The sequence below is a fragment of the Mesorhizobium sp. SEMIA396 genome, from assembly GCF_024518615.1.
In the GTDB taxonomy this organism is placed as follows: domain Bacteria; phylum Pseudomonadota; class Alphaproteobacteria; order Rhizobiales; family Rhizobiaceae; genus Mesorhizobium.
The window spans coordinates 449,210-463,485 of record NZ_JANIFC010000003.1 but is presented as its reverse complement, the minus strand read 5'-3'; the positions used below and the strand labels follow the sequence as shown (position 1 = coordinate 463,485).

Annotated in this window: 17 protein-coding genes; 9 read left to right on the top strand and 8 right to left on the bottom strand. The window is 64.4% G+C overall.

Annotation, left to right across the window (positions count from 1 at the left end):
* The first annotated feature begins 199 nt into the window (after window positions 1-199).
* Complete coding sequence (locus tag NP503_RS11695) at window positions 200-568, top strand: YciI family protein (RefSeq protein ID WP_127267556.1); 369 nt, start codon at window positions 200-202, stop codon at window positions 566-568.
* Between the two features lie 7 nt (window positions 569-575).
* Window positions 576-1,820: an RNA polymerase sigma factor gene (locus NP503_RS11690; protein ID WP_127267555.1), complete on the top strand. Its 1,245-nt coding sequence runs from the start codon at window positions 576-578 to the stop codon at window positions 1,818-1,820.
* 3 nt (window positions 1,821-1,823) lie between these two features.
* Here NP503_RS11690 and NP503_RS11685 read toward each other — a convergent pair whose 3' ends face one another.
* The 6 genes from NP503_RS11685 to hrcA form a co-directional block, all read right to left on the bottom strand.
* The gene (locus NP503_RS11685; RefSeq protein WP_127267554.1) at window positions 1,824-2,450 is read right to left on the bottom strand and encodes a glutathione S-transferase family protein; all 627 of its coding nucleotides are present in this window, start codon (window positions 2,448-2,450) and stop codon (window positions 1,824-1,826) included.
* A gap of 130 nt (window positions 2,451-2,580) precedes the next feature.
* A complete protein-coding gene (gene cysK, locus NP503_RS11680; RefSeq protein WP_127267553.1) occupies window positions 2,581-3,561 on the bottom strand; it encodes a cysteine synthase A in 981 nt (326 codons plus the stop codon).
* A gap of 194 nt (window positions 3,562-3,755) precedes the next feature.
* Complete coding sequence (locus tag NP503_RS11675) at window positions 3,756-4,373, bottom strand: LysE family translocator (RefSeq protein ID WP_127267552.1); 618 nt, start codon at window positions 4,371-4,373, stop codon at window positions 3,756-3,758.
* 274 nt (window positions 4,374-4,647) lie between these two features.
* The gene (locus NP503_RS11670; protein ID WP_127267551.1) at window positions 4,648-5,997 is read right to left on the bottom strand and encodes a sorbosone dehydrogenase family protein; all 1,350 of its coding nucleotides are present in this window, start codon (window positions 5,995-5,997) and stop codon (window positions 4,648-4,650) included.
* Between the two features lie 98 nt (window positions 5,998-6,095).
* A complete protein-coding gene (locus NP503_RS11665; RefSeq protein WP_023814156.1) occupies window positions 6,096-6,293 on the bottom strand; it encodes a hypothetical protein in 198 nt (65 codons plus the stop codon).
* 24 nt (window positions 6,294-6,317) lie between these two features.
* On the bottom strand, window positions 6,318-7,400 hold the full coding sequence (gene hrcA, locus NP503_RS11660) for a heat-inducible transcriptional repressor HrcA (protein ID WP_023814157.1): 1,083 nt from the start codon (window positions 7,398-7,400) through the stop codon (window positions 6,318-6,320).
* Between the two features lie 198 nt (window positions 7,401-7,598).
* Between hrcA and rph the strand changes: the two genes are divergently transcribed.
* From rph to NP503_RS11635, 5 genes are all read left to right on the top strand, one after another.
* A complete protein-coding gene (rph, locus tag NP503_RS11655; RefSeq protein WP_056585385.1) occupies window positions 7,599-8,315 on the top strand; it encodes a ribonuclease PH in 717 nt (238 codons plus the stop codon).
* A gap of 183 nt (window positions 8,316-8,498) precedes the next feature.
* A complete protein-coding gene (locus NP503_RS11650; RefSeq protein ID WP_127269530.1) occupies window positions 8,499-8,909 on the top strand; it encodes a VOC family protein in 411 nt (136 codons plus the stop codon).
* Complete coding sequence (rdgB, locus tag NP503_RS11645) at window positions 8,909-9,556, top strand: RdgB/HAM1 family non-canonical purine NTP pyrophosphatase (protein ID WP_127269531.1); 648 nt, start codon at window positions 8,909-8,911, stop codon at window positions 9,554-9,556. Before NP503_RS11650 ends, rdgB begins: the two co-directional genes overlap by 1 nt.
* A complete protein-coding gene (hemW, locus tag NP503_RS11640; RefSeq protein WP_127269532.1) occupies window positions 9,553-10,716 on the top strand; it encodes a radical SAM family heme chaperone HemW in 1,164 nt (387 codons plus the stop codon). Before rdgB ends, hemW begins: the two co-directional genes overlap by 4 nt.
* 399 nt (window positions 10,717-11,115) lie before the next feature.
* Window positions 11,116-11,553 (top strand): EamA family transporter, encoded by a 438-nt coding sequence (locus NP503_RS11635; RefSeq protein WP_127269533.1) that lies wholly within the window; start codon window positions 11,116-11,118, stop codon window positions 11,551-11,553.
* A 73-nt stretch (window positions 11,554-11,626) separates the two neighbouring features.
* Here NP503_RS11635 and NP503_RS11630 read toward each other — a convergent pair whose 3' ends face one another.
* Window positions 11,627-11,815: a hypothetical protein gene (locus NP503_RS11630; protein WP_127269534.1), complete on the bottom strand. Its 189-nt coding sequence runs from the start codon at window positions 11,813-11,815 to the stop codon at window positions 11,627-11,629.
* A gap of 134 nt (window positions 11,816-11,949) precedes the next feature.
* Between NP503_RS11630 and rsmI the strand changes: the two genes are divergently transcribed.
* On the top strand, window positions 11,950-12,879 hold the full coding sequence (gene rsmI, locus NP503_RS11625; RefSeq protein WP_127269756.1) for a 16S rRNA (cytidine(1402)-2'-O)-methyltransferase: 930 nt from the start codon (window positions 11,950-11,952) through the stop codon (window positions 12,877-12,879).
* The gene (locus tag NP503_RS11620) at window positions 12,872-13,249 is read left to right on the top strand and encodes a YraN family protein (RefSeq protein WP_127269758.1); all 378 of its coding nucleotides are present in this window, start codon (window positions 12,872-12,874) and stop codon (window positions 13,247-13,249) included. Before rsmI ends, NP503_RS11620 begins: the two co-directional genes overlap by 8 nt.
* Before the next feature lie 173 nt (window positions 13,250-13,422).
* Here the strand turns inward: NP503_RS11620 and NP503_RS11615 are convergent, their stop codons facing one another.
* Window positions 13,423-14,229, bottom strand: coding sequence for an undecaprenyl-diphosphate phosphatase (locus NP503_RS11615; protein WP_127269760.1), 807 nt, complete (start codon window positions 14,227-14,229; stop codon window positions 13,423-13,425).
* Between the last annotated feature and the right edge of the window lie 47 nt (window positions 14,230-14,276).

The window sequence follows — 14,276 nt, the reverse complement described above, 5'->3', positions numbered from 1 at the left end:
AGTTTAGACAGTGGGCCGGAAATGCCAACCCGCAATTGTGCTCGTTAGACGAACGGTTGAGAGATCGGGAAGCAGATGGCGGCTTGCACAAAAATCCGTCGGAGCGGAAAGTTTTCCGCATCCTGTCGAAATCGTGCGCTGCCGCGCGACATACGTCCGGCTCGCAACGACGCGGCCTTCGAAACAACGGGAGAAGACCATGCGATACATGATTTTGATTTACGCCGACGAAGCCGCGATGGCGAATGCCCCGGCCGAGGCGACCTACCAGATGAGTGCCGCCTATGGCGCCTATACTGAGGCCCTGAAGAAATCCGGCGCGTGGCTGGCCGGTGACCGGCTGCGCCCGAGTCAGGCGACCACCTCGGTTCGGGTGGCTGGTGGCAAGACCAACGTCCTCGACGGCCCCTATGCCGACACCAAGGAGCAGCTTGCAGGCTTCTACATGATCGAGGCTGCGGATGCCGACGCCGCGATCGCCTGGGCGGCGCGCTGCCCGGCGGCCAGCGCCGGCACTGTCGAGCTGCGGCCGATCTGGGAACTGACCGAGTACCTGTCTGAGAAATGACGATGTGATGGACAGTCGCTCCGAGAACGCCCGGGCGGCCGCCGAGGCTGCCGCCCGGCAGAGCTACGGCAAGCTGGTCGCCTGGCTCGCTGCGCGCACGCGCGACGTGGCCGCCGCCGAGGACGCGCTGGCCGATGCCTTTGCCGCCGCCCTCGAGCGCTGGCCGCGAACCGGCGTGCCGGAAAAGCCGGAAGCCTGGCTGCTGGCGGTGGCGCGGCGGCGCCGTGTCGATGCGGTGCGGCGGCGGCTCACCAGCGAGGCCGGCCGCGAGCATCTCAAGCTGATTGCGCAGGAGGCGGAGGAACGCATGACCGAGGAAGACCTGCCCGACGATCGGCTGCGGCTGATGTTCGCTTGCGCCCATCCGGCGATCGAATCGAGCGTGCGTTCGCCGCTCATTCTGCAGACGGTGCTGGGGTTCGACGCCGCGACGATCGCCTCCGCCTTCCTGGTCTCGCCCGCAACCATGGGCCAGCGCCTGGTGCGGGCCAAGAGCCGCATCCGTGAAACCGGCATTCCGTTCCGCGTGCCGGAGCGGGCCGAACTCGGCGAAAGGCTGGACGCGGTGCTGGAGGCGATCTATGCCGCCTTCGCCGAAGGCTGGTCCGATCCGGCCGGCACCGAAACGCGGCGCCGCAACCTGGCGACCGAAGGCATCTGGCTCGGCCGGCTGGTGGCCTCGCTGATGCCGGAGGAACCGGAGGCACTGGGCCTGTTGTCGCTGATGCTGTTTGCCGAGTCTCGCCGCGCCGCACGGCGCAGCGCCGAAGGCGACTTCGTGCCGTTGGCGGAGCAGGATTGCCTTCTATGGGACCGTGCCCTCATCGACGAGGCGGAAGCGCTGCTTTCCCACGCAGCGGCCAAGGGCGTCATCGGCCGCTACCAGCTTGAGGCGGCCGTGCAGTCCGCGCATGCGGCACGAAGGCTCACCGGCCGCACCGACTGGGTGGCAATCCAGGAACTCTACGACGCGCTGCTTTCGATCGCAGGATCGCCGGTGGTGGCGATAAACCGCGCGGTGGCGATCGCCGAGGCCGAGGGCGCAGTGGCCGGATTGGCGGCTCTTTACGTGCTGGGCGACGACAAGCGGCTTGACGAGTACCAGCCCTATTGGGCCGCACGCGCCGGTCTCCTGGCCAGGCTTGGTCAGGTACCGCAAGCCTGCGAAGCCTATGACCGGGCGATCGGCCTCGAGCGCGACCCGGCGGTGCGCCGGTTCCTGCAAGGAAAAAGAGCGGTGCTCAGAAATTGAGCTTCAGCCCGGCCACATCTCGTGCGAGGTGTTGAGCGTCTTCATCAGCGGATGGTCGCGCAGCCGCGCCCACAGGCGTTCGATGTTCGGCCATGCCGTCCGCGCGCTGTCGATGTCGGGATACCAGGCCACCAGCATGACCAGATAGATGTCGGCCAGCGACATCCGGTCACCGACCAGCCAGTCACGGCCTTCGAGCGCGGCATCGAGAACGGCAAAGCCGCGGTCCATCTCTGCCACGGCCGCCTGCTTGACCGCCTTGGTGCCTTCGGGATCGGCAGTGTAGCGGTATGCGTAGTAGAAACGCAGCACCGCCGAATAGAGAACAGACGACATAAAGGCCATCCAGCGCAGGAAATCCGCGCGGGCAGGCGCTTCTGCTCCCGGCGCCAAATTGGCGTCGGGGTGTCGCTCGGCAAGCACGATGCAGATCGCTGCCGATTCGGTCATCGAGCTTCCGTCCGGCAAGGTCAGCACCGGCACCTGGTTCAACGGACTGATGTCGAGGAAGGCGGGATCGGGCCGGTCGGTCTTCGGCACGTCGATCTGCTCAAATGGTACATTGGCCAGCGCCAGCGCCGCCTCGACCACGAAGCCGCCGCTGCCGGGACGGGTATAAAGCTTGTACATAAATTCTCCCCCGGCCCGCGCAAAGCAGGCCGGGGGAGATATGAACCGGAAGCGGTGTGGCGCTCAAGCCGCCGATGGCGGCCACGGGCGTTTTTTCAGCGGGCCAGCTTGGTCACGAAGAAGCGTCGGACTACGATCCCAGCCCCTCGAACAGGATTGTCGACAGGTAACGCTCGGCGAAGGACGGGATGACCACCACAAGATTTTTGCCCTTGTTCTCCGGCCGCGAGCCGACGACGATGGCCGCCTGCAGGGCGGCGCCCGAAGAGATGCCGACCGGCACGCCTTCGAGGCGGGCGACGAGGCGGGCATTGGCCACGGAATCCTCGTTCGACACTTTGACGATCTCGTCATAGATCGTCGTGTCGAGGATTTTGGGCGCAAAGCCGGCGCCGATGCCCTGGATTTTGTGCGGGCCGGGCTGGCCGCCCGACAGAACAGGCGAGGAGTCCGGCTCGACGGCGACGACATGCACGGAGGGCTTGCGCTTCTTCAGCACCTGGCCGACGCCGGTGATGGTGCCGCCGGTGCCGATGCCGGCGACGAAGATGTCGACCTCGCCATGCGTATCGTTCCAGATTTCCTCGGCCGTCGTCGTGCGATGGATTTCTGGATTGGCCGGGTTCTCGAACTGCTGCGGGATGATCGCGTTGGGGATCGTCGCTGCCAGTTCGTCGGCCTTGGCGATGGCGCCCTTCATACCTTTCGGGCCTTCTGTCAGCACCAGCTCGGCGCCCAGCAGCGCCAGCATTTTCCGGCGCTCGATCGACATCGTTTCGGGCATCGTCAGGATCAGCTTGTAGCCCTTGGCGGCAGCGGCGAAGGCAAGCGCAATGCCGGTGTTGCCCGACGTCGGTTCGATCAGCGTGGTCTTGCCGGGAGAGATCTTGCCCGACGCCTCCAGCGCCTCGATCATCGCCACGCCGATGCGGTCCTTGACCGAGGCGATCGGATTGAAGAATTCGAGCTTGGCGATGAGATTGGCGACGATGCCCTTTTCCCGGGCGAACTTGTCGAGCCGCACCAGGGGCGTATCGCCGATCGTGTCGGTGATGGAATCGTAGACGCGGCCGCGGCCGGGCACGCGGGCTGATGTGGCGGGCTTCTTCATTTGTTTCGCTCCCAGAACTTCAGGCGAGTAAGGATTTCAGGCAAGTGGAATTGCAGGCAAGATAGGACCTTCGACCGTGCAAGATAGACTGTCGATTGAAAATATCCGAGTGGGACCTGTGTCTAAAACAGTGCCGTCTCGGAAAAGCATTTCCCGCAAAGGCCTGTTTGCGAAATGCTTTGGCCGAAAGCTCGCTATTGGCGGGCGGCAATCGCTGCAGCAGCACCGACCATGAAGCCGGCAGCCGTGCGGTTCAGCGCCTTGAGCGCGCGCGGAGATTTCAGGAACCAGCGCGCCTTGGCAGCCAGCGCAAGATACGGCACCAGCACCACCAACAGCACGACAACGGTCAGCGCGACGAGGATACCATAGTCTGCCAGCGTGATGGTTTTCAGGTCGACGATGGTCGGCGTGATGGCGAGATAGAAGATCATCGTCTTCGGATTGCCGAGCGTGACAGTCAGGCCGGCGGCAAAGCTCGACAGCAATCCCGCGCTGCCCGTTCGGGCCTCGACGGTCTCGGGCGTGATGCCGCTGTTCCAGAAGCGCCAGCCGAGGAAGGCGAGATAGGCGACGCCGAGCCATTTGATGGCCAGGAAAACCATGCCGAAACTCTGTGCGACGAAGGCGAGGCCAAGCACCACGGCGGTCAGATAGGTGATGTCGCCCACCATCAGGCCAAAGGACATCGCCAGCGACGAGCGGAAGCCGGAGCCGAGCGCACGCGCGACCAGCGCGGTGATGCCGGGACCAGGGATCGCGGCTGCGATGCCGAGGGCGGCGCTGTAGGCGAGGAATCCGGTAAGGGTCATGGCATTCGTCTCAGATCAGAATGCCTTGTCGCATGGGACCGGCTAAGATTGAATTCCCTGGGGTCGGATTCTATTGCACCAGATATCGGGGGCCTCGCCTCACGAAGCCCCCTCATCCGGCCGCTTCGCGGCCACCTTCTCCCCACTGGGGAGAAGAGACGAGCACGGGCCCGCCTACCTCCTCTACCCGCCGGGGAGAGGTCGGATTGTCCCGAATTGCTCTTCGCAATTCGGTTGGCAATCCGGGTGAGGGGGCCTGCGCTACCCAAGCAGATCAGGAGCGACCGTCGCCATGGGTGACACGCCAGATGGTACCGTTGCCGTCCTCGGTGACGATCAGCGCGCCATCCATGGTCACCGCCACACCGACCGGCCGGCCCCAGACCTCGCCGTTGGAGACGAAGCCGGTGATGAAATCCTCATATTCGCCGGTCGGCTTGCCGTCCTTGAACAGCAATCGCACCACCTTATAGCCGGTCCGGTTGCCGCGGTTCCATGAACCGTGCAGAGCGACGAAAGCATCGCCCTTGTATTCGGCCGGAAAGCTCTTCCCTTCGTAGAAGGCGATGTTGAGCGGAGCCGAATGCGCCTGCATCAGCACATCGGGAACGGTCGTTTTGCCGGCAAGATCGGGGCGCTCACCCTTGTGGCGCGGATCCTCATTGTCGCCGATATAGTACCAGGGCCAGCCATAGAAGGCGCCCTCCTTGACCACGGTCGCGTATTCGGGCGGCACATTGTCGCCAAGCGCATCGCGTTCGTTGACGACGCACCACAGCGCGCCGGTCGCCGGCTGCACGGTCATACCCGAGCAGTTGCGCAGGCCGGTGGCAAAGATGCGGCCGTTCTTGCCATCGGGATCGAAGGCCAGCACGCCGGCGCGGCCGTCTTCGGAACCCCAGGCTGCACCCAACGGCTGCGACTTCGCCCAGGCGTCGAGGCCGCCCTTCGGTTCCTTGCCCATGCGCTCGGCGACATTCGATCCCGAGCCGACCGACAGATAAAGCGTCTTGCCATCAGGCGAGAAGGCGATGTCGCGGGTCCAGTGATGATTGGCCGGGATGTTGCCGACGATGGTTTCCGGATCGCCGGAGGCCTTCAGGTCGCCATTGCGGTAGGCAAAGCGCACGATGCTGTCGCTATTGGCGACATAGACCCATTGCGGGTCAGCGCCCGGCGGATAGAAGGCAATGCCATAGGGCCGTTTGAGACTGCCGGCAAAGATGCCGTCCTGCACAGGGCTCGCACCGCCTTCGGCGAGGCGATAGATGCGGACCTGGTTGGCTTTGCTGTCGGCGACGAACAGGTCGCCGTTCGGCGCGACGCGCACGACGCGTGGATTGTCGATGCCGGATGCAACCAGCTCGGCCGAGAATCCCGGCGGCAGTTGCAGCTTCGCGTCTGCCGGCATGTCCGCAACGCCGGCGCTGTTAGAGGTCGATCTGTTGGCATAGGGCTTAGGCAGATCATCCGGTTCGATCAGGCGGCGTGTGCCCGGCTTGTCGGCTCGCCAGTCACCGAAGGCGTCCGCGCCTTTCAGCACCGGCTCGTCCGCCTGCTGGGCGAATGAAGCGGTCGAGAGAAACAGTGCGGCGGAAAGTGCGGAGCCGGCAAAACGCATCATTCGGTCCTCCAATGTTTGGGCGTGAAAACAGGAACGACCGGTTTCGTCGATCGTTCCACGGCACATGATGAGGTGGAGGAAGCTTCCGGTTCCCCGGTTCAGGTCCCGGCGGCGTAAAAATCGTCGTCGAGGCGTTTTTCCAACTCGACGAGATCGGCCGGCAGCGGCAGGCCCATGGCGCGCATTTCCTGCAGTTTTTCGCGCAACTGCTCCTGGATCTCGTGCTGGTCTTCCGGCTGGTTGACCATCTCCTCCAGCAGGAGGCTGATCCGGGCCTTGAATTCTTCGAGCGCCATCATCGTCTCCTCGGTTGGATCAGCTCAGCGCAGCATGCGTGAAATCAGCTGCGCCGTATAGTCGACCATTGGGACGATGCGCGCGTAGTTCAGCCGGGTCGGGCCGATGACGCCGAGCGCGCCGACGACGCGGGCATCCTTGTCGCGATAAGGCGCCACCACCAGCGACGAGCCCGACAGCGAAAACAGCTTGTTTTCCGAGCCGATGAAGATGCGCACGCCCGAGCCCTGCTCGGCGAGGTCAAGCAGCTGGATAAGCCCGTCCTGCGTCTCCATGTCCTCGAACAGATGCCGCAGCAGTTCGATGTCGGCCTGGGCGGTGACGTTTTCGAGCAGATTGGCGCGCCCGCGCACGATGAGCCGTGCCGGCAGGCCGCTATCGGCGCCGGCCCACACCGCCAGCCCCTTCTCGACTAGGTCCTGCGACAGCGTGTCGAGCGCGGCCCTGGTTTCTTCCTTGATGCGGGCGATCTCGATCCGCGCCTCGGCCAGCGTGCGGCCGCGTATATGGGCGTTAAGGAAATTCGAGGCCTCGTGCAGTTGCGAGACGGTGATGCCGGCGGGCAGCTCGACGACGCGATTTTCGACGTCGCCATTCTGCGACACCAGCACTGCCAGCGCCTTGGTCGGTTCGAGCTGGATGAATTCGATGTGCTTCAGCGCCACCTCGTTCTTGGCGGCCAGCACCAGGCCGGCGCCGCGCGACATGCCCGACAGCATCTGGCTGGCCTCGGTCAGCATGTGTTCCAGCGTCGCGCCCGAGCCGGACGCCCGAACCTGTGCCTCGATGGCGCGGCGCTCCTCGTCGGAAAGATCGCCAAGCTCCATGAAGGCATCGACGAAGAAACGCAGGCCGGCCTGCGTCGGCAGCCGGCCGGCCGAAATGTGCGGCGCGTAGATCAGGCCGAGATGCTCGAGGTCGCTCATGACGTTGCGGATGGTGGCCGGCGACAGCGAAGACGGCAGGATGCGCGACAGGCTGCGCGAGCCCACGGGTTCGCCGTCCCTGAGGTAGGAATCGACGATGCGCCGGAAGATGTCGCGCGAACGCATGTCGAGCGACTGGAGCGCGGGCGACTGCGAAGCGGGATCGACTGCCTTGGTCATACGGCCAAAAACCTCCGGCCCAAGGATATAGACTTACACTGCACCCGCGCAACCCGGTGTCTGTGTGAGATCACCCGGTGTCTTTGTGAGATCACCCGGTGTCTGAGTCAGATCGTCGGGCCATTTTCCTTTGCGCCACGCGTCCCATGCGGTTACAAGCCGGCCAAGATTCCGAAAAATGACAAGAAAGCAGCCTGAATGCGCCCTTCCAAACGCCAATTCGACGAAATGCGTGCCATCTCCTTCGAGCGCGGCGTCTCCAAGCATGCCGAAGGCTCATGCCTGGTGAAGTTCGGCGACACTCATGTCCTGTGCACGGCCAGCCTCGAGGAAAAAGTGCCGGGCTGGATGCGCAATTCCGGCAAGGGCTGGGTGACGGCGGAATACGGCATGCTGCCGCGCTCGACCGGCGAGCGCATGCGCCGCGAGGCTTCGGCCGGCAAGCAGGGCGGCCGCACGCTCGAAATCCAGCGGCTGATCGGCCGCTCCCTGCGCGCCGTGGTCGACCTGCAGGCGCTGGGCGAGCAGCAGATCACCGTCGACTGCGACGTCATCCAGGCCGATGGTGGCACCCGCACCGCATCGATCACCGGCGGCTGGGTGGCGCTGTATGACTGCCTGCGCTGGATGGAAGCGCGCCAGATGGCCAGCGTCGCCAAGGTGCTGAAGGACCATGTCGCGGCGATCTCCTGCGGCATCCATGACGGCCAGCCGGTCATCGACCTCGACTATATCGAGGATTCTTCGGCCGGCACCGACGCCAATTTCGTCATGACCGGCAAGGGTGGCATCGTCGAGATCCAGGGCACCGCCGAGGGCGAGCCTTTCTCCGAGGAGCAGTTCGCGGACTTGATGGGCCTGGCCAAGAAAGGCATCCAGAGGTTGGTGAGTCTGCAGCAGATGGCGGTGGCTTAGTTTTTCGATGTCGAGTTTGAGCGCCCCCCTCTGGCCTGCCGGCCATCTCCCCCTCAAGTGGGGAGATTGGCGACTTCTGCGTTGTCGCGCACCCTGCAACGCCGGAGATTGGCGAATACCGAAATGGCATCCGATCTCCCCCCTTGAGGGGGAGATGGCCGGCAGGCCAGAGGGGGGCGCCTCGTGACGCCCTCGGCCATCCTTGAATCCGCTCTCTACGTCACCGATCTTCCCGCAGCGGAAACCTTCTACACCGACATCCTCGGCCTCAATCTCCTCGGCAAGGTCGACGGCCGCCACCTCTTCTTCCGCTGCGGGCCGGGCGTGCTGCTCGTCTTCAACGCCGAGGCGACGAAAGTGCCGCCGGCGCCTGACGCCAGGCTGCCGGTGCCGCCGCATGGCGCGGTCGGCCAAGGTCATCTGTGCTTTACGGCGACCGGCGATGAAATCGCCGGCTGGAAAGCCCATCTCGCGGCGAAGAAGATCGCCATCGAAAGCGAATTCGAGTGGCCGCAGGGCGGCCGTTCGATCTATATACGCGACCCCTCGGGCAATTCGATCGAATTCGCCGAGCCACGAATCTGGGGCCTTTGATGCATTCTCTTGATGGCAAGAAGATCGTCGTCGCCAGCCACAATGAAGGCAAGCTGCGCGAATTCGCCGACCTGATGGGGCCGTTCGGCTTCGAAGCGAAGTCGGCCAAGGAGTATGGCCTGCCGGAGCCGGACGAGACCGGCACCACCTTCGAGGAGAACGCCTACATCAAGGCGCTCGCCGCCGCCAAGGCGACCGGCCTGCCGGCGCTGTCGGACGATTCCGGCCTGTGCGTCGACGCGCTTGATGGCGCGCCCGGCGTCTACACCGCCAACTGGGCCGAAACCCCGGATGGCAGCAGAGATTTCGGCATGGCCATGCAGCGCACCGAAGTGGCGTTGCAGGAGGTCGGCGCGGCCTTGCCGCAACAGCGCAAGGGACGCTTCGTTGCCGTCATCTGTCTGGCGTTTCCCGACGGCGAGGCCGAATATTATCGCGGTGAGGCCGAAGGCACGCTGGTCTGGCCACCGCGCGGCGAACTCGGCTTCGGTTACGACCCGGTCTTCCTCCCCGACGGCTTCGAAAAGACCTTCGGCGAAATGAGCGCCGAGGAAAAGCACGGCTGGAGGCCCGGCCAGCCGACGGCGCTGTCGCACCGCGCTCGCGCTTTCCAGAAGTTCGCTAAAGCGAGATTGGGCTCGGCATGAGCATCCTGCTCGACCGGACGCCCGGCTTCGGCGTCTATGTTCATTGGCCGTTCTGCGCGGCCAAGTGCCCCTATTGCGACTTCAACAGCCATGTCCGCCACCAGCCGGTCGATCAGGACCGCTTCGCCAGTGCCTTCGAGGCCGAGCTGGCGACGATGCGCGAACGCACCGGGCCGCGCGAGGTGACCAGCGTTTTTCTCGGCGGCGGCACGCCGTCGCTGATGAAGCCGGAAACCGTGGCCAGGGTTCTTGACGCCGTGGCGAAGAACTGGACTGTGCCTGACGGCATCGAGGTGACGCTGGAGGCCAATCCGTCCTCGGTCGAGGCCGAACGCTTTCGCGGCTACCGGGCAGCCGGCGTCAACCGCGTGTCGCTCGGCGTGCAGGCGCTGAATGACAAGGATTTGCGCTTCCTCGGCCGGTTGCACAATGTCGAAGAGGCCCTGCACGCCATCGGCCTCGCGCGGGAAATATTCCCGAGGCTGTCCTTCGACCTCATCTATGCCCGGCCCGGCCAGACGCCGGAGGCTTGGGCATCGGAGCTGGAACAGGCGATCGGCCATGCCGCCGACCATCTGTCACTCTACCAGCTGACCATCGAGGAGGGCACGCCGTTCCACGCGCTGCATGCGGCGAAAAAATTCATCATTCCCGACAATGACCACGCCGCCGACCTCTATGCGCTGACGCAGGAGATTACATCGGCGCATGGTTTGCCGGCTTACGAGATTTCCAATCACGCAAGGCCGGGTGCCGAGAGCCGGCACAACCTCACCTATTGGCGCTATGGCGAATATGTCGGCGTCGGGCCGGGCGCGCATGGCCGCTTCGTCGAGAATGGCCGCCGCACGGTGACGATCGCCGAGCGGATGCCGGAAACCTGGGCCAATCTGGTCGAAGCCAAGGGCCATGGCGTCACCGGCGGCGAAATCCTGACGCGTTCGGAAGAGGCCGACGAATTCCTGCTGATGGGCCTGCGGCTCGCCGAAGGCATCGACCTCTCCCGCTACGAAACGTTCTCCGGACGCGGCCTGTCGTCAGCACGGCTGTCGATGCTGCAGGGAGAGGGGCTGGTGGCGCCGATCGGCAATTCGCGCCTGCGCGCCACGGCCGCCGGCATGATCGTGCTCGACGCCGTGGTCGCCGATCTGGCGCGGTAGGCAGGTAGCTTTGCCTGCGCCAAGCTCCTCCCGCCTCGTCATCCACGGGCGGAACGACGCGAAGCGGCGCGCAGACCCGAGGATCCATGCCGCGACGGCTGCTGCGGGGCGTCACGGTCCAGAATGGGCATGCCTGCTCTGCCACTTGTCCCGTTCAAACAATAGATTTCGTTGCCGGCGCATCTTCTCCACGCCAGCTTTCCAAATTCTGCACCGTAGCGAAATTCAGAAGTCACGGAATGGATCCTCGGGTCTTCGCGACGTCGCTTCGCTCCTGCTCCGCCCGTGGATGACGAAGGTGGGGAAGCCTCGTCCAATCTCCGAAGCTTAGGATTACACTTCTGAAGGCACGCGTTTCACGGTATCTCGGTTGAGACCTCATCCGCAAAGGCCACCGGCATGAACCTGACCGTATCCTCCTGGCAATTCTGGGCATTGCTCTCAGCTGCGTTCGCTGCCCTGACGGCGATCTTCGCCAAGGTTGGCATCGAGAACATCAATTCCGATTTCGCCACCTTCATCCGCACGGTCATCATCCTGATCGTGCTCGGTGCCATCCTGCTTGCCAGCGGCCAGTTCCAGTCGCCGGCCACGATCTCGGCAAAGACTTGGGCTTTCCTAGGCCTGTCCGGTCTGGCGACCGGCGCGTCATGGCTCTGCTACTTTCGCGCCCTGAAGATCGGCAATGCGGCGCAGGTGGCGCCGATCGACAAGCTAAGCGTCGTGCTTGTGGCGGTGTTTGGCGCGGCCTTTCTCGGCGAGCGGTTGTCCGGAGCGAATTGGCTTGGCGTCGCTCTTATCGCGGCGGGCGCGGTGCTGGTCGCCTATCGAGGCTAGTTGCGCGCCGTTGCGGGCATTCTTTGTTTCAAGACGGGTGATGAAGATATCGAAGCGATTGGGCATCGTCCGGTCAGTGCTCCGTCGTGCTATCGGGTTTGTTGTCGGAAAGCCTGACGTTGGTCGGCAAAGCGCTCACGGCTCGCTCTTTGGCCAGGCTGTGCTCGGTCTTGGCAGATAGGCGCTTGTCCCTGGGCGCGGCACCGCGCTTGCGGCCGGCATAGTAGGGCTCGAAAGCGTCCTGTATCTTCAGGCTGTCCATCCTGTCCTCCTCCGGAATCAGGGGGCTAATCTGCCAACGCCGGTTTGGTTCCCCACTGTGGCAAAGGAAAGGCGAATTCCTTACATCGGCGTCAGCTTTTGCAAGCCCGCGTCAGCCGTGCCAAACAGGGCTGAATGGAGAAGTCATCGGTGACCGCAGAGACGAGCAAGCGCAGCTATGTGGTCGGGCAGACCGAGATCGCGGCACGGCCATTGGAGCCGGCGCTCTATCTGGTGGCGACGCCGATCGGCAATCTCGCCGACATCACGCTGCGCGCGCTGGAGACGCTGGCCGCTGCCGACATCGTCGCCTGCGAAGACACGCGGGTGTCGCGCGTGCTGCTCGACCGCTACGGCATTCGCCGCCGCACCACGGCCTATCATGAACACAATGCCGGCGAGGCCGGGCCGAAGCTGATATCGGCACTTCAGGCCGGGCAGAGCGTGGCGCTGATCTCCGATGCCGGCACGCCGCTGGTATCCGATCCCGGCTACCGGCTGGTCGGCGAGGCGCTCGACCACGGCATTCGCGTCGTGCCTATCCCCGGCCCGTCAGCGCCGCTGGCGGCGCTGACGGCATCCGGCCTGCCCTCCGATGCCTTCCTGTTCGCCGGCTTCCTGCCGGTCAAATCAGGGCAGCGGCTGACACGGCTGGAAGCACTGAAGGCCGTGCCGGCGACATTGATTTTCTTTGAATCGCCGCGCCGGCTGGCTGACTCCCTGGCTGCCATGGTCGAAGCGCTCGGCGGCGAGCGCAAGGCCGCTATCGGCAGGGAATTGACCAAGACCTTCGAAGAGATGCGAACCGGCACGCTGCAGGCGCTGGTCGACCACTATGCTGCGGCCGATACGCCGAAGGGCGAAATCGTCGTCTGCGTCGGTCCGGCCGAGGCCAGGGTCGACGAGCCTGAAGACATCGACCGTCTGCTTCTGTCGCTTGCCGTCGAAATGCCGGCCTCCAAGGCGGCCGCGGAAGCCGCGAAGATGACCGGCGGCCAGAAACAGGCCCTCTATCGGCGGCTGCTTGACCTTAGGGAGACTTCTGGAGAAAGCGACAGTGGCTGAGCGCCCAAGCGTCAGCCGCCAAAAGGCCTATCGGCGCGGCCATCGCGGTGAATGGCTGGCGGCGGCAGCACTGATGATGAAGGGCTACAGAATCCTTGCGCGCCGCCACCGCACACGCTTCGGCGAGATCGACCTGATCGCGCGGCGCGGCGATCTGGTGCTGTTCGTCGAGGTCAAGGCGCGCCGCACGCTGATGGAAGCCATGGAGGCGATCGGTCACGAATCGGAACGTCGAATAGAAGGCGCGGCCGACATCTGGCTGTCGCGCCAAGCGGACTACGGCAGGCTGTCGATGCGCTTCGACATGGTCGCGGTGCTGCCCTGGCGCTGGCCGGTGCATGTCGAGAACGCGTTTTACGGGAGGAGTTGAGGGGCCACTTACGGGCGTTGCTCGCCCTTCGCTGGCTCCCTGCCCTTCGGGCGTTCAGTCCCTTCAAAAGGTCCACCGGACCTTTTGATCCGCCCGAAGGCGAACCGGGCCTTCACCGTTCGTCGTTCGGAAAGCCAAGCAATTGGCTTTCCGTCCGCTTCGCGGACCACTCCTCACCCCCAGATCATCAGCGCCATCAACCCGACACCGCCGACCACCAGCCGCCACCAGCCGAACAGCGCGTAGCCTTTGCGCGAGACATAATCGAGCAGGAAGCGTACGACGATGAGCGCCGTGACGAAGGCGGCGACGAAGCCGACGGCGATGATCGGCAGGTCGGCACTGCTCAGCACGTTGCGGTTCTTGAACAGGTCGAAGGCAAAGGCGCCGACCATGGTCGGGATCGCAAGGAAGAAGGAAAATTCAGCGGCAGCGCGCTTATCGACGCCCAAAAGCAGGGCGCCGACGATGGTCGAGCCCGAACGCGATGTACCGGGAATGAGCGACAGGCACTGGAAAAGCCCGATCTGCAGGTAAAGCCGGGTCGGGAAGCGCTCGACATCGCGGTAGACCGGCTTGAGGTTCATGCGGTCCACCGCCAGCAGCACGACGCCGCCGATGATCAGCATGATGCAGATCAGCCTCGGCGATTCGAACAGCACCGTCTTGATGAAATCATGCGCCAGCGCGCCGATGATCGCCGCCGGCAGGAAGGCGATCAGGATGCCGATGGCGAAATGCCGCGTCAGCCGGTCATGCGGCAGTTCGAGCAGCATCTTCCACAGGCGGCGGAAATAGACGCTGAGGATCGCCAGGATGGCGCCGAGCTGGATCAGGATCTCGAAGGCCTTGCCGGTCGAATGGAAGCCGAGGAAATGACCGGCAAGCAGAATATGGCCGGTCGACGACACCGGGATGAACTCGGTCAACCCCTCCAGCAGGCCGAGCAGCAGGGCTTCGACGATGGTCTGGCTTTCCATGGCTACCTCGGCATTGGCGTGACGGCTGACAGAAGGGCTTGCTTGTC